Origin of the sequence: Paraburkholderia sp. MM5496-R1 (genome assembly GCF_050436205.1) — a bacterium.
GTDB classification, from domain to species: Bacteria; Pseudomonadota; Gammaproteobacteria; order Burkholderiales; family Burkholderiaceae; genus Paraburkholderia; species Paraburkholderia tuberum.
Map to the genome: position 1 here is coordinate 125,252 of NZ_JBNDLT010000001.1, position 21,536 is coordinate 146,787.

The window sequence follows — 21,536 nt, forward strand, 5'->3', positions numbered from 1 at the left end:
GGCGAATGCTTCGAATCACCATTGAATTGCTGCCCGGTGGACGGGAAGACGGAAAGCGGGTCATCGCGACGGCGGACATCGCGCGCGTGAGTGGCGGCGCACTCGCGGACTACAGGGTGGCCCTGGACGATGCGGTGCTCGGGCAGGTCGGCGAGCGGGCCACGGTGCGCGGCTATCCGAGATGGGCGGGCAGCGTATGGGATCTCGTGGCGCGCTGTGTTGCCGCTGCGCTGAATCAGGGCCGCGAAGCCCTGCCACCGCGACCGGCGCCACCGCAGGTGACGGTTCACGTGAATGACGCAGGCTACCGTTACGTGCGTCTGGATGAGATTCCCGAGCCGGCCAGAACGTACTTCGACAGGAAGCTGGCCGGTTCGGGCATTCCTGACCACGGCTGTGCTTTCGCGCACGACTGGTTAGACTTTCTCAACGGCCAGCGCTGATGCCAGAGCGGTGCGCCGTGCTTTGTAGCAAGTTGCAGCCTCGCGCACAACATGTCGACCAGATCAACCAGCCGTCGCCGCACTCGAAACCCCACAGGGTGAAAGCCGTTGGGACGGTATCCAGATCATCAGCGACTGTCGGGTTGACGTCGAAGATGAGCGGGTATTTTGCCCGCAGGATGCCTGACAGTTCTCACGCACCGTTCTCTCGCTCCCATTCCTGTACCGCCATTGCAGCAACGGGATCGATTGTCCCATAGTGAAAGGCTCTCCGGAACCCGAGTGCGGTGCACGGTCAGTGATGAGCGATGATGGCGTTCTGGAATGCGCTGTAAATTTTATAAGCGTCAGGCAGCACGGCCGCTCGGCCAACCTGCTTCTCGCCATACACCCTATACGCCGGGCATCGGAGATTGCGACAATGGCGCTCCCTGGAGCATATTGCGGTTATCGACTCGAGTCTGTCATGGCCGCATTCAGATCGGCTGCTCCATCGGGAAGAAGGAATAAGGCCGGAGCACCTCGCGAACCTTTCTGGCCAACCGGGATCGCATGATGAACAGTGAAATGAGAGGCGGCTGTCAGTGACGCCGCGGACCGCATCCAGTATCTGCAGCGATTGGCCGCCGACAATCAGGGCATCGGCGAAACGCTCGCAAAAGGGACAGGGATTCATGAGTACCAGGAACCACATCAGGTATCAGGCGAAAGAGGGTGATCAGCCCGGCTGGGATCTCTACACCGAGATTCTTGAGCCGGACGACGTCGTGTATCTCGAGCTCGACGGTGTAGCCGCTGAAGTCACGATGCTCGGCAACATGGAGCGCGGCCCGGGCGCGGTGCTGTTGCGCCTGCCGGTCGACACCGCGAAGCAGCTTGGTCTGGTGCCGCCGGACTGGGAAAAGTCGGACTGGGCAAAAGGATAGGTCATGCGCGAATACCGGGACAGGACGGTGCAGGAGGTCGCGGCATGCACATGCGACCGCTGCGGCCGGCGCATGACGCCCGTTGACGACCAGGGGGAGTGGTACGAAAAGATGGCGCTCGACTGGCGTGGCGGCTTTGGCTCGATTTTCGGCGACGGCGTCCATGTGAGCCTTGACCTTTGCCAGCAGTGTGTCCGCGATACGCTGGGGCGTTGGCTTCGCGTCGATCCGCCGTCCGGACCGGATGGCTCAATGCAAGCCCTGAAGGGCGTCGTGCCCCGACCCAATGCGCCGGTATCGGTCGACAGGATGAATCCCGGGGAATTTCACGAGCGCGACTAGAGGGCTTACCGCCCCATGCGGCTCCGCGCGTCGCTCAGACTGCCGATCATGGATTGCCGTTTCTCACGGGGCATCCCGAACTCACCGTCGCGACACTCAGGCGGCTCGTTACCTTCGGTTGAACAGGTTAGCCTTATCGCTGAACGAGTCTTGTCGACCGCATCGCCGCCGGTGCGACGTTGGGAGTTCAAGCGCAGGTAACAAGATGGACCGGTCGTTCATGACGGCGCCTCAGAGGCAGCAGCTCTTGAGGTTTGTTCGCTCTTGAGGTTTGTTCGATGCCTGCCCATGTCCGTGGACTCGGGGTGCGCGCCGGCGCGTGCGGGCAGGCGTTGAATAAACCTGAAGGGAGGAAACCGCGGAGTGCTCTGATGCAATGGAGTCTTCGGGGCTATGGCGATTGATTGCCCGGGATGGCGAGCGGTGTTGCGGGATGCGTGGTCAGGCGGGAGGCCGGCTGAGGGCTGAGGTTGTGCCGAAGCGGTGCAGTGGCGCCATCGTGATGGCGGAACGGACGTGCAAGGGCCTGTGCGAAGCGACAGACGCAAAGGTCTGCTCGTGGGCCGCGTTGCCGCAAAGCCGAGGGTCGGGTTGTTCGTCCTGGAACAGTGGCGCTCATATCTCGCCCCGGCGCGTGGGTGGTGCGCGGATCGGTGCAGTGCGCGCAAGGATATCGATGACGATCATCGGCGCGCCGCAGTGCCGGCAGATGAAGGCGGGGCGCGTTTCGATGACGGTTTGGTGAGCTGATGTGTTGACGTCGGTCGCGACGTGCAGCAGTTCGCGGACCTTCGCGAGACTGGCGCGGCGCACCGGGTTGGCGAGCAGTCCGTAGTGACGGATACGATGGAAGCCACCGGGCAGCACATGGAGCAGGAAATGAAATGAACGCGTCCCACCCGAGTATATGAGCGCAAAGGAAGCTGGATCCTCACAGGCCGATGTGCCTACGTGGAAAATACGAAGTTTCCAGGCAAACCGGAGGATCCGTCGTGAAGCTTACGCCAGTTGGGATTGACATTGCAAAGTCGGTGTTTCAGGTCCACTACGTCGATCAGGAAACCGGAGAAATCGTGAACAAGCCGATCAAGCGGGCAAAGTTTCTCGAGTACTTCGCGAACCGGGCTCCGTGCCTGATCGGCATGGAGGCGTGCGGCGGATCGCACCACTGGGCCCGGCAACTTACGAACATGGGTCACGTGGTAAAGCTGATGCCGGCGAAGTTTGTGAAGGCGTTCAACATCCGCAACAAGAACGATGCGGCAGACGCCCGTGCAATCTGGATGGCTGTGCAGCAACCCGGCAAGGCCGTCGCGGTGAAGACCGAGATACAGCAGGCGATGCTGGCGCTACACCGTATGCGGCAGCAGCTGATCAAATTTCGCACGATGCAGATCAACAACCTGCGTGGACTGCTGATGGAATATGGAGAGATCATGAGCAAGGGCCGGAACAAGCTGAACAAAGAGATACCGGTCGTGCTCGAACGGATCGCGGAGCGCCTGCCTGCCGTGCTGATCGATACGTTTCGCGAGCGGTGGAATGGACTGGCGAAGCTGGACGAACAGGTTGCCGAGATCGAGCGCCGGATGCGCGAGTGGAAGAAGGACGACAAGGCGGTGAAAGCGGTTAGCGAAATTTGCGGCGTCGGGCTGCTGACGGCAACGGCAGCCGTCTCAATGATGGGTGATCCGAAAGCATTCAGTTCGGGGCGGGAGTTTGCCGCATGGGTTGGCATCGTGCCGAAGCAGACCGGCTCGGGCGGAAAAGTGAACCTGCACGGGATCAGCAAGAGAGGCGATACCTATTTGCGCACACTGCTGATCCACGGCGCGCGTAGCGTAATAGAGCACGCAAAAGAACCCGGCGAGTGGGTCGAGCAGATGATGAGGCGGCGGCCAAAGAATGTGGTGGTGGTTGCATTGGCGAACAAGATGGCGCGGACGATCTGGGCCGTGCTGGCCCATGACCAGCCGTACCAGAAGGCCTACGTGAGCGTGAAGCCCGCCTGAATGGTTCACGCCAAGCAGAAGATCAACGCTTAACACAGGGTGAACGTCGAAAGGTTGCGCAGCAATCGAGTGTGATGACAAACCAGGTAGGACCGGGACTCGCTAAACCTGAATGCGCCGTCGAGCTTCGAGCTCGCGCAGGAAATGAGGTGCGAGTCAGCGTATTTCATAGAGGCCCGCAGCAGCAATACTGGCTGCAACAAGGCCGGATATAAAGCTGCAGCCCATCCTGTCTGTCTGAACACACGAAAACTGTTGCAAACGGGACGCGTTCATATAAAGCGGCGCATGAACTCGCCGGCTTCGAGGGTCATGGTCTTGTAGCGGGTGTGCCCCTTCGCACGGTAGTCCTTCCAGCGGAAGGTCACGCCGCGTTCATCGAATGCAAGCAGGCGCTGGCTGGAGATCGCGACGCGGTGCGTATAGCGCGACAGGTACGCGAGCACTGCTTCGGGTCCTGCAAAGGGACGCTTTGCGTAGACGACCCATTCGCAGGCACGCAGCGGCGCAAGCCACACGTCAAAGACAGCTGGGTCGGCAAGTTCAGCGTACTGGCCGAAGAACTGCAGGTGGCCGTGCCGGTGCGCGTCCGTGAGCGCTTCGAGCAAGCGCCTGCGGAACAGGCGCGATAGCACACGTACCGGCAGGAAGAAGCCGGGCCGGCATCCGATCCACCGCTGACCATCGGGCGACAGCCCACCACCGGGGACGATACCGTGTACGTGCGGATGATGCGTGAGTGCCGAGCCCCAGGTGTGCAGCACGAGCGTCGCGCCGATCTGGGCGCCGAGGTGCTTCGGATCAGCGGCAATGGTGCGTAGCGTTTCGGCGGCGATATCGAACAGCAGCCCGTAGATGACGGCCTTGTTGTACCAGGCGATGGCACTGATGGGCGCGGGCAGCGTGAAGACGACATGGTAGTACCCGACCGGAAGCAGATCGGCCTGGCGTGCCTGGAGCCAGCGATGCGCAGCACTGCCCTGGCACTTCGGGCAATGACGGTTGCGGCAGGAGTTGTAGGCAACCTCGATCCGGTCGCAGCCGGCGCAGCGCAGCACATGCCCCCCGAGTGCCGCACTGCGGCACTGTTCGATGGCCGACATGACCTTCAGCTGCCCCAGGCTCAGCGCTACCGTGCGCCGCCACGCCGGCCCGCAGGCGCGGAAGATATCCGCGACCTCCAGCACGGGGTGCTCCGCGTGCGGCCGGGCTAGCCGGCGGGCAGGCGGTCCAGCGGACTGACCACCTTGCGCAGGAGGTCAGTGGCAACCTGGGTATAGAGCGTGGTGGTCTCGATCTGCCTGTGTCCAAGGAGCACCTGGATCACGCGGATATCCTCCTTCTGTTCCAGCAGGTGCGTGGCAAAGGAATGCCTCAGCGTGTGCATGGATACGCGCTTGTCGATGTTTGCGGTCTCGGCGGCCGCATGGATGGCGCGGGTCAGTTGCCGCGTGCTGAGCGGGTCGATCGGATCGAGGCCCGGAAAGAGCCACCCGCCATCGAGCATGCAGCCCTGGGCACGGGCAACGCGCCACCAGACGCGCAGACGTTCGAGCAGGACCGGCGAGAGCATCGCGTAGCGGTCACGGCGGCCCTTGCCCTGCTCGATGCGCAGGGTCATGCGCTGGCTGTCGATGTCGCTGACCCTGAGGGCGACCACTTCGCTCGCACGCAGCCCGGCGCCATAGGCGACCGACAGCGCGGTCTGATGCTTGAGGTTTCCGGCTGCCGCGATGAGCCGGCGCACCTCCTCGGGGCTGAGCACAACCGGGAGCGTGCGAGGCACGCATACCGGCTGCATCCGCGCCATCAGCTCAGGCCGGCCGGGCGTGACTTCGAAGAAGAACTTCAGACCGCTGATCGCGGCGTTCAGCGACACCGGCGACGCGCCGTGATCGACCAGATGCAGCTGATAGTCCCGGAGGTCCTCGACCGTGGCGGTATCGGGTAAACGCCCGAGGTATCGGGCGAACTGACGTACGGCACGCAGGTAGGCGGCCTGGGTCTTGGGTGCGAACTTGCGCATGCCGCAAGTCCTCAAGCATACGGCGGCGCAGCGGGCTGATGCCCGGATCGGAGGAGGTCATGATGGGGCTCCTGCTGGAGGACGAGGCGGATTGCCTCAACCACCAACATAAGCGCCGGCGCCACTGGCCTCCCATTCGCCGCCAGAGACGGGCCGCAGCCCCCTACCGCGCGAGCGGTTTAGTCCTTTCGGCCAAAGCCGACGTTCGGCTGTCGGCGTTTGCAAGGCAGCTCTCAGTCCCATTCCCGACTTTCGGATGCCGGGGTTTGTGAATGTCGCACTCGCGGCGGGCGAACGCGTACTCCCGACCCTGAGCCGCCATCCATCGTCTCTCAGCCCGGACGCCCGTTTCCCAGGGCTAAGCAGTCGATCCCGTGTGCACACCCAGCGACGGAATCGGCAGAAATGTCCGAAGTCGGAACCGATGCTCCAAGAGTTGAATCCCCGAATTCCCCTTCGTCAACGCTTAGGGGACGCCGTCGCCCAGGCGACCTTCGAGCGCTCACGCGTCCAATGTTACGCCCCTTCCTCAACAGCAAATGCCCTTCCGTCGCACATCCATTCGACGTTCCGACGAAGCACACCGATTTCCTGTAGCGGGTCACGCAAGAATTATAGGGTTTGCCCTGATGTAATTCTGCGACTGTTTGCCTTCCACCCAAGCCAGTAAATTCGATGGAGGCTCAATGAAGAGACACGCGCTGCCCTGTGAGCCACTCACACTCTTGCGCTGGCTTTAGAGTCGCGAAAGCTTGGCCTCGCTTTGACGAAAACACCTGGGCACCCACCGGCTAAATTAAGGACATTCAATGGAACACTACAGCGGTACCCTTTCCCCCGAGGCCGCAAAGGTCTCCGCAGATCTTTTAGAGAAACTCGCGTACGCTACGACGGAAACAGCCCCACTAGTAGCAGGTCGCCGAACATTCTTCAATTATCGGGATCTCGGTGTTTCCGACGCCACGGACGGTCGGATGAGGGCGCAGGTGACCGTGGCGACAGGCGTGATGCAGCAGACCGGTTGGCATTACCATGTTTGCGAAACGCAGTTTATTTTCACCCTCCGAGGCTGGATAGATCTGCAGTTCGAAGATGGTCGAGTTATTCGGGTTGGCGCTGGCGAATCGCTTTATATTCCACCTGGTCTCAAACACAATGAAACGGCAATTTCGGAGGATTTCGAGTTCCTGGAAATTTCAGTGCCGGCCAGGATGGGAACAATACCGTGCGAGCCTCCTGAAGGTTTAAAGATCCTCGACTGAATTTCCCGACGTACCGCTTGGCTCGCAATGCGCACTGAGACGCAGTAAGCATGACCTGAAGTCGTGCTTACCAGTCAAGAGCGCTTGCGCTGGTTGTTTTACTGCCCGCCCTTTACTGCCCGTACAGTCCTTGTCCTGGAAGCTAAAGGTTCTAACCAACCACGCGGCATGCCGCAGCGACCACTGTTCTGCTTGTCCTGCTTTCCTTGGCGAAGCCGACGGTGCACGCAACAGAGACCGCGAAAGTCCGACGGCTGGACGGAGTCTATGTATCAGTTCAACGGGTATGATGCCTGGTATGTTCGTTACATAAGTCGTCTGGCCGATTGACCTGTCCGGCGGCTGAAGCCCAGGCGATGAAAGGAAGGCCGAAACTGCATCTGTCGTTGAGTCCAGAGGACAGAGCCGCGCTCAACGAGTTCGCGCAGCGCGGCGGCAATAGTCCAGCGCTGGCTTTTCGCGCCCGAATCGTCCTGGCCTGTGCAGAGGGACTGGACAATGCGGTTGTGGCCGCTCGCGTTCAGTCGACGGCGCACACAGTCTCCAAATGGCGCAGAAGGTTCCTCATGGATGGCCTGCAGGGCTTGACGGATCTTCCTCGCAGCGGGGCTCCCCAAAGAATCGGCGAAGCGACGGTGGCTGCGATTGCATCTCGCAAGCCCGACGGTGTCACGGCAGTAAGCACTGCCCGCCACGTTGCACGAGAGTCTAACGTTTCCGCCTCCACTGTCGGCCGGATATGGCAGAACATGGACAGGCCGGTAAAACGATCCGGATCCCACGGACAATCCCGTACCGCGCATCCTTCTGCTGGATCCGAAGTCGTTTCCATAAAGGCGGTGCCCCCCACCGTCAACCAGGAAGGACAGGGTTCCAGTGATGACAGACTGGCTACCGACGTGGGTTCCGGTGAGTCGCCGTATCTGCCTGACGATCTTGCGCAGGCGTTTCGCATGGCACCCGTTGGCCTGCTCCTGTCCAGGCAGCGAGTCATCGTGTCTTGCAACTACACGTTCGGTGAAATTTTTGGGTGTGCGCCCAACGAACTGGCTGGACGCTCGCTGGAATACCTCTACCCCTCCCAGGACGAGTTTCGGCACATCGGCGAGCGCGCATGGCTGGCAATGAAGGAGACGGGCTTTTATTCCGATGAGCGCATCATGCAAAGGCTTGATGGCAGCCCGTTCTGGTGCCACGTTTCCGGGCGCTCAATGAACCGCAACGATCCATTTGCAACTGCGATTTGGGCATTCGAGGATATTTCGTCGGTCCGTCGGGTGACCCGCGACCTGACCCGGCGCGAGCGCGAGGTCGCGCAACTGCTGGTGACGGGAAAAAGCAGCAAGCAGATCGCGCGCGAGCTGCAAATTAGTCATCGAACGGTTGAAGCACACCGTGCCCGGCTTATGCGCAAGTATGCAGCCATGACGACGGGAGAACTGATCGGCAAGCTACTCGGGCGCGATCGGTGACCTTCTGCACTACCTCTGCGCCACATTGCCACATTGCCACATTGCCACATTGCCACGTTGTAAGTTCTATGCCCGGAGAAACGCGGATTAATGAAAGGAAGTTAAGACGCATCTTACCGGTGTTCACCCTAATGTAATTCGACGACTGCCATCTCGGTGATGACGCGGGTAAATTTCCCATAAGCACACTGATGGGAGAACGCGATGGGAGTGTCGATTGTAGGCTGGGCGCACTTGCCGTTTGGCCGGTTCGACGGCGCAAGCCTTGAGGATCTGATCGTGCGGGCCGGTCGCGAAGCCGTGAAGGATGCAGGCCTGCAAGGCGAAGAAATCGACGGCACCTGGCTGGGCAATTTGAATGGTGGTCTGGTCCCGGACATCTTCGCTTCGTCACTGACGCTGAATTGCAGCGATGGGCTGCGATGGAAGCCGGCGGTGCGTGTTGAGAACGCCTGCGCGTCGGGCGCCGCCGCAATTTACTCGGCATGCGATGCGATTGAGGCGGGGCGTGCGCGTACCGCGCTGGTAATCGGCGCCGAAAAGATGACCGATGTATCCGGCGAAGATGTTACGCGCATTCTTGGTAACTGCGCATACTCGGGCGAGGCGGGAAATCCACCGGGGGGGTTCCCGGGAATCTTCGCCTCAATCGCGCAGGACTATTTCGCGGAGTACGGAGACCATTCGTCGGCGCTCGCGCGTATAGCCGCAAAAAATCACGCGAACGGCGTCGACAATCCGTGGGCGCATATGCGGCGAGATCTCGGCTTTGAGTTCTGCAATACCGTATCTGAAAAAAATCCGATGATTGCGCCACCGCTGCGCAAGACAGACTGCTCGCTGATCTCCGATGGCGCTGCGGCACTGGTGCTTGCCTCGAGCGATGCGGCCGCAGATTTTCCTCGTGCGATATCAATTCGTTCTCGTGTGCAGGTCAACGACTATCTGCCGCTGGGGCGCCGCCATGCTGCGTCGTTCGAAGGTCCGAAGCGTGCCTGGCGCGGCGCACTCGAGCGTGCCGGTTGCGCGGTTGACGACTTGTCGTTCGCCGAGGTTCACGATTGCTTCACCATCGCTGAGTTGCTCAGCTACGAAGCGATGGGCCTGGCCGCTGCTGGCCAGGGCCATCGTCTTGTCGAAGAAGGGGTCGTTGCCCGTGGAGGGCGACTTCCGGTCAACGCTTCTGGCGGGCTCAAAGCGAAAGGCCACCCGATCGGCGCCACAGGCGTGTCCATGCACGTGATTGCTGCGATGCAACTGACCAATACGGCAGGCGCAATGCAGGTTCCCGATGCCTCCCTCGCAGGCGTCTTCAACATGGGAGGCTCCGCGGTGGCGAGCTATGTCAGCATTCTGGAGCGCAGCCGATGAACATCGCGCGGTGGCTGCAGCGCACCGCAGCGATCTTTCCCAAGCGGCTCGCGGTTCTGCACGGCGACGAACCCTGGCTCGAATACGGGCAACTTGCAACACGCGTGGCGGCGCTAGCGGGTTTCCTGAGCGAGCAATGCGGCGTACAGCCTGGTGCTCGGGTTGCCATCTACTCCGCCAACCGTCCCGAATATCTGGAGGTGCTTCAGGCCATCTATTGGGCAGGTGCCGTTTCCGTGCCTGCTAACTGCAAGCTGCATCCCAGAGAGTTGGAGTACATCCTGGATGACGCCGGGGCCGACGTGCTGTTCGTTTCGAGCGAGTTGCTGTCGACATTGGGCGACCTGCAATGCGGTAAGCGGCGCTGCGTCGTGTTCGGCTCGGACGAATACCTGCATGCGGTCGAATATGCACCGACCGACCTGCATCACCGTCAGCCCGACGATCTCGCGTCGTTGTTCTACACATCCGGAACAACTGGGCGACCGAAAGGCGTCATGCAAACTCACCGGAACCTGATGGCGATGACCGCGTGCTATTGCATTGACGTGGACGACGTCAGCCCCGAAGACGCGATGGTCTACGCAGCGCCGATGTCCCACGGGGCCGGACTTTACCACTATGCGTACATCTTGCGAGGCGCGCGTCACGTGGTGCCGCGCTCGGGTGGATTCGAGCCCGAGGAGCTTGCTGCTCTGGCTGCGCGTGTCGGACCCCTCGCGATGTTCGCGGCACCGACGATGGTCAAACGGCTTGTCGATCACTTCCGCGCGGTCGATGCCGATCCCGCCGGCTTCAAGACGATCATCTATGGCGGCGGACCGATGTACGTGAATGACCTGCAGCAGGCTTTGGAAGTGTTGGGTCCGCGCCTTGTGCAAATCTATGGGCAGGGCGAAAGCCCGATGACAATTACTGCACTCGGACGTCACCACCTCTCAGATCGGAAGCATGCTCACTGGTTGGCCCGTGCCGCTTCCGTGGGTGTCGCACAGTCGCTCGTCGAAGTCGACGTCGTGGCGCGAGATGGAAGCTCCGCCCCGAAAGGAGAAACAGGCGAGGTCGTTGTGCGCGGCGCCGCCGTAATGCCTGGCTACTGGAACAATGCGTCCGCTACACGCGACGCGATCCGCAACGGCTGGCTCTACACGGGCGATACCGGCAGTCTCGACGAGGACGGGTTTCTCACGCTGAAGGACCGATCGAAGGACCTGATCATTTCGGGCGGCTCCAACATCTATCCTCGAGAGGTAGAGGAAACGTTGCTGGCTCATCCGTCGGTGTCGGAAGTGTCGGTAGTGGGACAGCGAGACGACGAATGGGGTGAGGTGCCCGTGGCTTTCGTGGTGCTTCACGCGGGCCGTCAAACGACCCGCGACGAACTGGACGAGTGGTGTGTGCAGCACATTGCACGCTTCAAGCGCCCGAAACACTACCGGTTCACCAATGAGTTGCCAAAAAACAGTTACGGCAAGGTATTGAAAACGGAGTTGCGCGCCCGGCTCGGCCAGTAGCCGTTGCGCAAGCTTCTGAAGATGAGGAGAGCAATCTTGAAACAAGTCAATGTACCGGTACTGATCGTCGGTGGAGGCGGTTGCGGGCTGAGCACATCTATTTTTTTGGCCACCCTTGGCGTTGAATCGTTGCTGATCGAGAGGCACCCGCAGCAGTCGCCGATGCCGAAGGCGCGGTACCTGAATCAGCGCACGATGGAGGTGTTTCGTCAATACGGCCTTGCCGACGCAATCTACGCGCGCTCGTTGCCGATCGAATACGTCAGCAAGATGCGCTGGTGCACGAGTCTGGGCGGCGATCGCCCTTGGGACCGCAAGACGCTTTACGAACTCGAAGCCTGGGGCGGCGGTTCCCTGGCGTCGACGTATCAGAAAGATAGTCCGTGCCAGAGCACCGTTTATCCGCAAGTGCGCCTTGAGCCGCTACTCAAGGCGCATTCGGAGCAGATGGGTGGTGCGCAGATGCGCTTCGGTCACGAGTTGCTGTCGATCGAGCAAAGCGAGACCGAGGTCATCGCGACCGTGCGTGACCGTATCGCTGACGAAACCTATCAGGTTCGCGCTCAATACGTCGTCGCTGCCGACGGTGGTAAAACGGTCGGTCCGTGCGTCGGTGCGCGTCTTGAAGGTACGCCCGAACTGCTGGAGATGGTCACCGTGTATTTCGCGGCAGATCTCTCGGCCTATATCGACGACGACAACGTCAGCACGTTCTGGTTTGCGAATCCCGAAGGCGACACCAAAGCATGGGGTAGCGGCGTGCTGGGTAAGCTGGGCCCGACGCGGTTCGACCGTCGCTCAGAAGAATGGATGTTCCACTTCAGTTTCAAGCCCGGCAGCAGCGAAAATTACGAGGTGGCTACGCTCGTGCCTCGCATCCGCGCATTGTTGAAGATTCCTGATCTCGACGTTAGCGTGCTCAGCGTCGGCAAGTGGATCGTGCAAGGTGTGCTGGCTGATCGCTATCGGTTTGGCCGCGTCTTTCTGGCAGGCGATGCCGCACATAGACATACGCCCACGACGGGGCTTGGCCTGAACTCCGCCGTGCACGACGCACAGAATCTGGCATGGAAACTGGCTGCCGTGATTGGCGGCCGGGCCGGAGCCGGGTTGCTTGATAGCTATGAGAGCGAACGTCGCCCGGTCGCCGAGCGCAACGTCAACTGGGCACTGTTCACGTTCGGAAATTATCAGGTGACGAATGCAGCCATCGGAATCGTGCCGGGCGATCCGCAGGGCAGCGAGGCAAACTTCAAGGCCTTGCTCGCCGAGGGCGACGACGCAGAGGCACGACGTGCCCGATTCAACGAACTGATGAAGGTGCACCGGACAGAATATCAGGCGCATGACCTCGAAATCGGCATCCGGTACGACAGAGGTGCGCTCGTCAGCGACAACACGTCGCCTCCGGCCCGCGACCCGCTGGGCCAACGCTTCGTTCCGACCACGCGCCCCGGCCATCGCATCGCGCACGCGTGGCTCGCGCGCGGTTCGCAGAGAATTTCCAGCCTTGATCTCGCACGGGCTGATCGCTTTGTGCTTATTACCGGCCGGCCGGACGTCTGGGAAACGGCGGCAAAGGAGACCACTGACAGGCTTGGTATGCCCGTCGAGGTGGTCGTCATCGCCGACGACGCACAGGTAAGCGATCCTTCGGGCGAATGGCGCAACGTACGCGAAATCGGGGATGACGGCGCAATCCTGCTACGCCCGGATCAGCACGTCGCGTGGCGCTGTGCAACCGCTCCAGTAGGTGTCGATCTCGCGCAGTGCCTGACGGACGTGCTGGCACAAGTCATCGATCGCGCCCCCGCACTGGCCTAAATTCGACAGATGGAGTCCACATGCAAACTTCCACACTAGAATCGCGCCGCTCGGCCTCCGAGCTGGGACTGCGGCCGAATATGCTCAATCACTATGCACGCGTCACGCATGACGTAGGGGCCACTGCCGACTTTTACGGCCGCATCCTCGGAATGGAACTCGCGAGCACGATCATGGATGATCACGTGCCGTCCACGGGTGATGCCTTTCCCTATTTCCATATCTTCTTCCGGATGGCGGACGGGTCAACGATGGCGTTCTTCGAATGCACCGATTTGCCTTTGCCCTCGTCTCCGTCGCATCCCGCCTACGATGTCTTCGACCACATCGCGCTTGAGGTGAGCGATACGGCCGAGCTCATGCGCTGGAAGGAATGGTTGGTCAGCGAGGGCGTAGATGTACTTGGCCCTGTCGATCACAAAGGCATTATTCAGAGCATCTATTTCAGGGACCCGAACGGATATCGGCTTGAGTTGACGACGCCGATCGATCCTGCATGGAACCAGCACACTACCCAGGCGCAGGAAGATCTTAATCATTGGCTCGCCGCGAAAGCAGCGGCGCAAGCCGAAGGTCGGGACGTCTCCGCCGCCATGATTGAGTTGATCGGACAGATCAAGCGCAAGCGCTACGAGACCTCTGCGGAAGGAAATAATTGAACATGACCCGTTCCAATCACACCCATGACGCTTCACGGAAGAGCTGGGTCCGCTCAGCCAATGACGGCGCGACGGATTTTCCAATTCAGAACCTGCCCCACGGCGTATTCCGGCGGGCTTCGGGAAATGAAAATTTCCGCGGCGGCATCGCGATCGGCGATCAAATCCTCGATGTAGGCGCTGTTCTGGCAAGGAATCTTTTTCCGGCAGAAGCGCGTGAGGCAGCGCACTCGGCTGCACGTGCGCCGCTCAACGATTACATGGCGCTACCGTCCGACAAGCGAAGCGCTGTGCGCTCGGCTGTGTCGTTCCTGCTATCTGAGGACTGTCCTCAGCGGAAGGAGGTTTCCGAATGCCTCGTTCCGCAGGCGGACGCTGAATACGCTCTTCCGGCGCGCATCGAGAACTTTTCCGACTTTTACTCATCGCTCAGCCATGCAACAAACGTCGGCCGTCTGTTCCGGCCCGACAATCCGATCTTGCCAAACTATCGCTGGCTGCCGGTAGGCTATCACGGCCGTACGTCTTCGATTCGTGTGTCGGGACAGGATTTCCGCCGGCCAATCGGTCAACTGAAGGACCCGGGCAGCGCCGAGCCGGAGTTTGCGCCCAGCCGGCGACTTGATTACGAAGCCGAGCTCGGTGTACTCATCGGACAAGGAAACGAACTCGGCACGGCCATTGACATCCAGAATGCTGACGCGCATGTATTCGGCATTTGCCTGTTGAACGACTGGTCCGCGCGCGACATTCAGTCATGGGAATATCAGCCGCTGGGGCCGTTCCTTGCGAAAAGCTTTTTCACCAGCCTGTCGCCGTGGATCGTGACGCTCGAGGCGCTCGAGCCGTACCGCACCGGCTTCTCTCGTCCTGAAGGTGATCCTGCGCCAATGCCGCACTTCTGGAGTCCGGAGCTGGCGACACGCGGTTCGATTGATATTCGTGTCGAGACCCTGTTGCAGTCAGCGCAGATGCGAACCAGCGGCGCACCCCCGGCGAGCTTGTCCGTCTCGCGTTATCCGGACGCTTATTGGGCAATGTCACAACTGATTGCACATCAGACATCGAACGGGACGAATCTTTGCCCAGGCGACCTGCTCGGCAGCGGGACGCTCTCAGGCCCCGATCCGGCTTCGCGCGCCTGTCTTCTTGAACTCACGGAAGGCGGCAAGCATCCGTTCACGTTGCCGAGCGGAGAAACCCGCACGTTCCTGGAGGACGGCGACACAGTCATCATGCGCGGATGGTGCGAACGAGACGGCTATCGTCGCATCGGGTTCGGTGAGTGCCGCGCGACGGTGCTTCCCGCGCGCCGGCCGTGATAGGTGACGTGAGGATGTAAGGAGCGGCGGTGGCCTTGGCCCACCGCTGCCAGGAAAACATGAACCGCATTGTCCGTAAGAGATAAGCGGCTACCCAGGAATCACCTGGATCGGTGAAGGACAAGGCAACCCAGTGACATGCCCAAAGGGTTTGGTCCAAAGCCGGTCCACCATCGTCCGGATGGAGGAGACACAATGAGATCCGATCAAACCGCCGCGAGCCTCGCGGCAGGCACAGCTTTGCCTGAACATTTCGCAGGGAAGCGCTCGGGCGCGAGCCTTTACCAGATTGTGGTTGCTGCATCGCTTGGATCGTGCTTCGAGGCGTACGATTTGTTCCTCGTCGGCACTATGGCTGCCGTGATTGGCAAGCAGTTTTTTTCCGGTGTCAATCCCGCGCTGTCGCTGATCTTTACGTTGCTCGGATTTGCGGCAGGCTTTCTCGTCAGGCCCCTTGGCGCGATGGTCTTCGGCGGCATAGGCGACCGGCTCGGTCGAAAACAGGTTTTCGTCGTGACGGTCGCGCTGATGGGACTCGCGACCGTGCTCATCGGTCTGCTGCCGACATACGCAACCGTCGGCGTCCTCGCCCCCGTTATGTTCGTCGGGCTGCGGCTTGTGCAGGGGTTCGCGTTGGGCGGCGAAAATGGAGGGGCGATGGTGTACGTCGCGGAACACGTTCCGGCAAATCGGCGCGCCTTCTATACCTCGTGGCTCCAGATTGCACCGATCGCTGGTCTGATTCTCTCTCAGTTGGTCGTGCAGGGCACGCGTTCTACATTTGGCGAGGCGGCTTTTCTTGAATGGGCCTGGCGTGTGCCGTTCGTGCTATCGCTGGTTTTGCTGGCGTTGTCGTTGTGGATGCGTACCCGCATGGGCGAATCACCTGAATTCGAACGCCTGCGCAACGAACACCAGGTCTCGCGCGCGCCGCTCAGGGAAGCGTTCACCGGTCGTCGCAACATCGTCGCAATGATCTGTTCGCTGTTCGCTCTTGGACCCGGCGCGGCGGTGACTTTTTACAGCGCATTTTTCTACACGCCATTTTTCCTGACCGAGGTGTTGCGCGTTGAGCCCGCAACGGCCAATCTGCTTTCAATGTTTTCGCTCGTCATGGCGGTTCCGATCTTTCTCGCTTTCGGCGTGCTGTCCGACAAGATCGAGCGTAAGACAGTAATCTGCGCAGGGTTCATTCTGGTTGTCCTTTGTTATCCGGCGATCTACCGCGGCCTGACGCATTTTGCCAATCCGGCGCTGGAACGCGCCATTGAGACGGCGCCCGTCGTGGTCGTGGCCGATCCGCACGAATGCTCGACGCAATTCAATGCACTCGGAACGTCGAAGTTCCATACGTCCTGCGATCTCGCAAAGAGTGCGCTTGTCCGCGCCGGCATCAGCTACACGAATGAGACAGCGAGCGCGGGTGCCGGTGCAATCATCAGGGTGGGCGATAAGGTCGTCGCTTCTTACGACGGCAGCGGGACGGACGCCCCAGTCAAGGCTAAAGCTTTCGCCGCCTCGCTGCGCGGTGCGCTGGACTCCGCCGGATACCCGCAGAAGGCCCCGCCGCACGGTGTGAACCGGCCAATGGTCTTCCTGCTGCTGGTCGCCCTTGCCACTTTTGCAGCCATGACCTACGCACCTTTAGCAGCGGCCATGACTGAACTGTTTCCAGCCAGGATTCGCTTCACCGCGCTTTCCGTGAGCTACCACATCGGCTTCGGCTGGACTGGAGGATTTCTTCCTGCAGCGGCTTTCGCGATCGTCGCGGCGAACGGGAACATGTATGCAGGATTGGCCTATCCCAGGGTGGCCGCCCTGATCGGCGCAATCCTTGTCGTGGCGTTCATGCTGGCGACACGCACGGGAAGACTGAAGCACGAGACGTGACACGAGGGGTTGGCGTGGCGGGCGGGCGCCGGGTCGGCGTTGCATGGCGTGGACTTGGCGGCGCGGTTACGCAAGGTTGTAATCTGGAGACATTGACAGTGCATAGTACCTATCAGTACGAGAAATTCGAATTTGTGCGCCCGCCTGAGCTCAATGGCGTTCCCCATGGGCGCTACCCGGTGGTCGTGGTCGGCGCCGGCCCGGTTGGTCTCACTACCGCTATTGACCTGGCCGCCCAGGGGACGCCGGTGCTTCTCCTGGACAACGACGATACTGTTTCACTCGGCTCACGCGGGGTGGCGTACGCCAAACGCACGCTCGAGATCTTCGACCGACTCGGCTGCAGTGGGCCGATGATGGAAAAGGGCGTGTCCTGGAACGTCGGCCGTACATTCTTTGACGAGACGGAAGTTTTTAACTTCAATCTCAGCCCGGAGCCCGACCATCATCGGCCCGGCATGATTAACCTTCAGCAGTACTACCTCGAAGAGTTTCTGCTTCGACGCGCTCGCGAGTTACCGAATCTCGAGATCCGTTTCAAGAACGAGGTCATCGGCGTTATGCCGCAGGGTCATGAGGTGACGCTACAGGTCAGGACCCCTGCGGGTGACTACACCTTGGATACGGAGTGGCTCGTCGCTGCGGACGGCGCGCGCAGCCCGATCCGCACCCTTCTTGGGTTGGACATCGACGGGAAAATCTTCAAGGATCGGTTCCTGATTGCCGATGTGGTCATGAACGCCGACTACCCCACGGAGCGGTGGTTCTGGTTCAATCCGCCGTTTCACCGTAATCAGTCGGCGCTCGTACACCGTCAGGCCGACAACGTCTGGCGGATCGACTTCCAGCTTGGCTGGCAGGCCGACCCCGAAGAGGAAAAGAAGCCAGAGAATGTGATCCCGCGCATCAAAGCGATGCTGGGCGACGACCGCGAGTTCGAGCTCGAATGGGTGAGCATCTACACGTTCCAGTGCCGGCGCATGGGCAGCTTCAACCATGGTCGCGTGCTTTTTGTCGGCGATTCCGCGCATCAGGTTTCTCCTTTTGGCGGGCGGGGTGCCAATTCGGGCATACAGGACGCCGACAACCTGGTATGGAAGCTCAGGCTCGTTATGGAAGGCAAGGCGCCGTCGGCGCTGCTCGACACCTACACGGAAGAGCGCGGGCTGGCTGCTGACGACAACATCAGGAACTCGACGCGCTCGACGGATTTCATTACCCCGAAAAGCAACATCAGCAAAACGTTCCGTGATGCTCTACTGGGGCTGGCCGGGGAGCAGCCTTTTGCACGGGCGCTGGTGGACTCTGGCCGTCTGTCGGTGCCCACCATCCTGATCGACTCGAGTCTTAACACGCCGGATGCGTCGACGTTCGCCGGCAACATGGTGCCGGGGGCGCCGATGGCCGATGCGCCGGTGACCGGTGGCGGTCAATCATGGCTGCTCGGTGCCTTCGGTGACCGCTTCGCGCTACTCCTTTTCACGAAGGACGCATCAGCGCTCGATGCGGCGACTGTTCAGGCGCTCGCCGAACTTTCGGACGCGCCGATTCCGGTCGAGGCAGTTGTGGTGGCGGAAGGTGGCAGCGCCCCTGGCGGCATTCCCACGCTCATCGACGTCAAGGGGCGCGTCCGCGAGCGATACGATCTCGCTCCCGGGAGCGTCTATCTTGTGCGGCCCGACCAGCATGTCGCGGCACGCTGGCGCGAGCTTGACCCGATGAAGGTACGGAGTGCGATTGCCCGCGCGACGTGCAACGATTGAAGGACTCAGAATGGCACTGACTACACAGCCCAATTTTGCTGAACCCGGCAAACGCTATTTCTATTCGTTCGTTCCGGGCGACGATTTTTACGAGGCGCTCATCGATGCTCATCGTGACCTCACCGATGAGCAGAGTTCAACGCTCAACGCGCGGCTGATCCTGCTGCTGGCCAACCACATCGGTGATTTATCGGTGCTGCGCGAGGCGCTTGGTATCGCGAGGGGAAAAGTGGAGACCACCGGCAACCTCGGACCTTCCGCGGAGCGTTGATCCATGAGCGGATCCAATGATTTGATGCAGGCTGAATGGCGTCTGACGGATTTTGTGCATGGGTTTGATGCCTCGCATGCACCGGAAGAGGCACTCGCAGTCGTGCGCAACATGCTTTTGACGACCCTGGGCACGGCGATCGCGGGTGCCTCCGAGGACGGTTGCGCAGCGATTTTGGACTTCGTCAGGGAACGTGACAGATCAGGCGGTGCCACAGTGTTCATTCATGGCGATTCCGTATCAGCCAGCGGTGCCGCGTTGGTAAACGGCGTCATGTGTCGGGCATTGGACTTTTGCGATGCGATGGCGCCCGGGTTGCATATCGGTTCCTCGCTCATTCCCGCGGCACTGGCCGCGGTGGAGCTCGCCGGCGGTTGCTCGGGCCGGGACTTCCTATCCGCGCTGCTCATCGGGGCGGAGATTGCCTCCCGGATGAATCTGGCAGAGGCGGATTACGATGGCGCCGATCCGACGGGCGTGGCCGGGGTCTTCGGCGCGACCGCAGCGGTGGCGAGGATACTCGGCCTGGACCGTCAGCAAACCCTGCACTCACTGGCCTTGGCGTTCAACCGGGCAGCGGGCAGCTTCCAGAGCAATATCGACGGCTCACTCGCGGTGCGACTGATTCAGGGGTGGGTGGCCGAGACCGGGGTCACGTGCGCGCAGCTCGCGCAACGCGGTATCACCGGACCGGGCCGCTTCCTGTCGGGTGTCTACGGATATGCGCACCAATTTGCCCGAGGGCTTCGCAAGGCCGACGAGTTTGTCGAGGGACTCGGAGAACAGTGGCAGGTAATGAGCACCGTATTCAAAAAATACCCCAGTTGCGGCCTGACGCAGGGGGTGACCGAGCTGGCGCTGCGCGCACGCAAGGAACTCGATATCGGACCGGGTAACGTCGGTCGCATTGAGGTCAGACTGCCGCCGTATGCGTTCCGCCTTGTTGGCCATGATTTCGTAATAGGCGAGAACCCTCGCGTGAACGCGCAGTTCAGTGCGAAATACTGCGTCGCTAATGCGTTGGTTCGGGGCGCATCGCGACTCGAGCACTTCGTCGAGTCGAGCATCCGCGATCCCGAGGTACTTGCATTCACCGGTCGGGTCGACGTGATTTCCGATGAGACCATGCAGGCGCTTCACCATACGGCAGTCGAGCTTCACGTCGAAGCGGCCGACGGCCGTCGGCTGAAGCTGGCGCTCGATATTGCTCCGGGTTTTCCAGGCAACGCTCTGCCCGAGCAAGCCCATCTGGCGCGTTTCACGGACTGTCTGCAGTATGCGGCTAAACCGGTCTCAGGTCAGCAGGCTGACCAGCTTGTGCAGATCGTGAACACTATCCAGGAGCAGGACGACGCGCACGCCATCCTGTCTCATATGCAGGTGGAGCGCGGCGGCGCATGACCTCGGGGTCCGCGCTAGCACAAAAGAGCTGTTTCCCATCTTAGATATCCGTTACAGAACACGGAGAGTTGGCATGGCAAAGGCATTCGCATCCCAAGGGGACCTGGAAGTCAAAGAAATTACATGGACGCAACTGTCGGAGAACGCTTATGCGTACACCGCCGAGGGCGATCCGAATTCGGGCGTGATCATCGGTGATGATGGTGTATTGATCATCGACACAACCGGTACGCCCGCAATGGCACAGCAACTGATCGCAAAAATCCGGTCGGTGACGGACAAGCCGATCAAGTATGTGGTGCTGTCGCACTATCACGCCGTGCGCGTCCTGGGCGCGTCGGCCTACTTTAAGGAAGGGGCCCAGGAGATCATCGCCAGCCGCGGTACCTATGAGCTGATCGTAGAGCGCGGCGAAGCGGACATGAAGTCGGAGATCGAACGCTTCCCGAGGTTGTTCGTAGATGTGGAGACGGTGCCTGGGCTGACCTGGCCAACGCTTGTTTTCGAAAAGGAAATCACGCTTTTCCTCGGCAAGCTTGAAGTCAAGATCGCACATCCCGGCGCGGGCCATACCAAGGGCGACACGGTGGTCTGGCTGCCGTCGCAGAAGGTGCTGTTCTCCGGTGATCTGGTCGAATACGGGGCGGCCTGCTACTGCGGTGACGCTCAGCTGGCCGAGTGGCCGGCGACGCTCGAAGCGCTGCGTGCTCTCGGTGCGGAAAAGCTCGTGCCGGGCCGTGGACCGGCACTGGTGACACGCGAAAATATCGAGCAAGGGCTCAACTATACGAAGGACTTCGTGACCACTCTGCTTCAGAGTGGTCGTGATGCGGTCGCGCAGAAGCTTGATCTGAAGGGTGCGATGGCGCACACGCGCAAGGTCATGGACCCGAAGTTCGGGCATGTTTTCATCTACGAGCACTGCCTGCCCTTCGACGTGTCGCGAGCCTACGACGAGGCCAGCGGTATCAGCCATCCACGTATCTGGACGGCTGAACGAGACAGGGAAATGTGGGATCAGCTTCAGGGCTAAGAGCG

General features: G+C 60.8%; 16 protein-coding genes and 3 pseudogenes. 16 read left to right on the top strand and 3 right to left on the bottom strand.

Annotation, left to right across the window (positions count from 1 at the left end; translation table 11 throughout):
* Positions 1-5 precede the first annotated feature (5 nt).
* The 3 genes from OKW38_RS00595 to OKW38_RS00605 all read left to right on the top strand — a co-directional run bounded on the left by OKW38_RS00595 (position 6) and on the right by OKW38_RS00605 (position 1,711).
* Positions 6-443, top strand: a complete 438-nt coding sequence (locus tag OKW38_RS00595; protein WP_429359508.1) for a hypothetical protein — start codon at positions 6-8, stop codon at positions 441-443.
* A gap of 674 nt (positions 444-1,117) precedes the next feature.
* Entirely contained in the window at positions 1,118-1,369 is a 252-nt protein-coding gene (locus OKW38_RS00600) for a hypothetical protein (protein ID WP_429359510.1), read from the top strand.
* Positions 1,370-1,372: 3 nt separating this feature from the next.
* Positions 1,373-1,711: a hypothetical protein gene (locus OKW38_RS00605; RefSeq protein ID WP_429359511.1), complete on the top strand. Its 339-nt coding sequence runs from the start codon at positions 1,373-1,375 to the stop codon at positions 1,709-1,711.
* A 615-nt stretch (positions 1,712-2,326) separates the two neighbouring features.
* Here OKW38_RS00605 and OKW38_RS00610 read toward each other — a convergent pair.
* Positions 2,327-2,590 (bottom strand): annotated as a pseudogene (locus OKW38_RS00610) (transposase); the annotation flags it as partial.
* A 113-nt stretch (positions 2,591-2,703) separates the two neighbouring features.
* Between OKW38_RS00610 and OKW38_RS00615 the strand changes: the two are divergent.
* Entirely contained in the window at positions 2,704-3,723 is a 1,020-nt protein-coding gene (locus OKW38_RS00615; RefSeq protein ID WP_429359459.1) for an IS110 family transposase, read from the top strand.
* A gap of 275 nt (positions 3,724-3,998) precedes the next feature.
* Here OKW38_RS00615 and OKW38_RS00620 read toward each other — a convergent pair.
* Together OKW38_RS00620 and OKW38_RS00625 are read right to left on the bottom strand one after the other, a co-directional pair.
* Positions 3,999-4,910 (bottom strand): annotated as a pseudogene (locus OKW38_RS00620) (IS91 family transposase); the annotation flags it as partial.
* Positions 4,911-4,933: 23 nt separating this feature from the next.
* Positions 4,934-5,810, bottom strand: a pseudogene (locus OKW38_RS00625) (tyrosine-type recombinase/integrase).
* A gap of 748 nt (positions 5,811-6,558) precedes the next feature.
* Here OKW38_RS00625 and OKW38_RS00630 point away from each other — a divergent pair.
* The 12 genes from OKW38_RS00630 (at position 6,559) to OKW38_RS00685 (ending at position 21,531) form a co-directional block, all read left to right on the top strand.
* Complete coding sequence (locus OKW38_RS00630) at positions 6,559-7,011, top strand: cupin domain-containing protein (protein WP_429359513.1); 453 nt, start codon at positions 6,559-6,561, stop codon at positions 7,009-7,011.
* A 356-nt stretch (positions 7,012-7,367) separates the two neighbouring features.
* Positions 7,368-8,483: a LuxR C-terminal-related transcriptional regulator gene (locus OKW38_RS00635; protein ID WP_429359515.1), complete on the top strand. Its 1,116-nt coding sequence runs from the start codon at positions 7,368-7,370 to the stop codon at positions 8,481-8,483.
* Between the two features lie 204 nt (positions 8,484-8,687).
* Positions 8,688-9,854, top strand: a complete 1,167-nt coding sequence (locus OKW38_RS00640) for an acetyl-CoA acetyltransferase (protein ID WP_429359517.1) — start codon at positions 8,688-8,690, stop codon at positions 9,852-9,854.
* The gene (locus tag OKW38_RS00645) at positions 9,851-11,368 is read left to right on the top strand and encodes an AMP-binding protein (protein WP_429359519.1); all 1,518 of its coding nucleotides are present in this window, start codon (positions 9,851-9,853) and stop codon (positions 11,366-11,368) included. Before OKW38_RS00640 ends, OKW38_RS00645 begins: the two co-directional genes overlap by 4 nt.
* A 3-nt stretch (positions 11,369-11,371) precedes the next feature.
* A complete protein-coding gene (locus OKW38_RS00650; RefSeq protein WP_429359521.1) occupies positions 11,372-13,192 on the top strand; it encodes an FAD-dependent monooxygenase in 1,821 nt (606 codons plus the stop codon).
* Between the two features lie 20 nt (positions 13,193-13,212).
* Entirely contained in the window at positions 13,213-13,851 is a 639-nt protein-coding gene (locus OKW38_RS00655) for a VOC family protein (RefSeq protein WP_429359523.1), read from the top strand.
* A gap of 2 nt (positions 13,852-13,853) precedes the next feature.
* Positions 13,854-15,173, top strand: a complete 1,320-nt coding sequence (fahA, locus tag OKW38_RS00660; protein WP_429359525.1) for a fumarylacetoacetase — start codon at positions 13,854-13,856, stop codon at positions 15,171-15,173.
* Between the two features lie 195 nt (positions 15,174-15,368).
* Positions 15,369-17,063, top strand: coding sequence for an MFS transporter (locus OKW38_RS00665; RefSeq protein WP_429359527.1), 1,695 nt, complete (start codon positions 15,369-15,371; stop codon positions 17,061-17,063).
* A gap of 98 nt (positions 17,064-17,161) precedes the next feature.
* Positions 17,162-18,826, top strand: a complete 1,665-nt coding sequence (locus OKW38_RS00670; protein WP_429359529.1) for an FAD-dependent oxidoreductase — start codon at positions 17,162-17,164, stop codon at positions 18,824-18,826.
* Positions 18,827-18,836: 10 nt separating this feature from the next.
* The gene (locus OKW38_RS00675; protein ID WP_429359531.1) at positions 18,837-19,097 is read left to right on the top strand and encodes a DUF2783 domain-containing protein; all 261 of its coding nucleotides are present in this window, start codon (positions 18,837-18,839) and stop codon (positions 19,095-19,097) included.
* A 3-nt stretch (positions 19,098-19,100) separates the two neighbouring features.
* The gene (locus OKW38_RS00680; protein WP_429359533.1) at positions 19,101-20,498 is read left to right on the top strand and encodes an MmgE/PrpD family protein; all 1,398 of its coding nucleotides are present in this window, start codon (positions 19,101-19,103) and stop codon (positions 20,496-20,498) included.
* A 73-nt stretch (positions 20,499-20,571) separates the two neighbouring features.
* Positions 20,572-21,531: an MBL fold metallo-hydrolase gene (locus OKW38_RS00685; RefSeq protein ID WP_429359535.1), complete on the top strand. Its 960-nt coding sequence runs from the start codon at positions 20,572-20,574 to the stop codon at positions 21,529-21,531.
* Positions 21,532-21,536 lie beyond the last annotated feature (5 nt).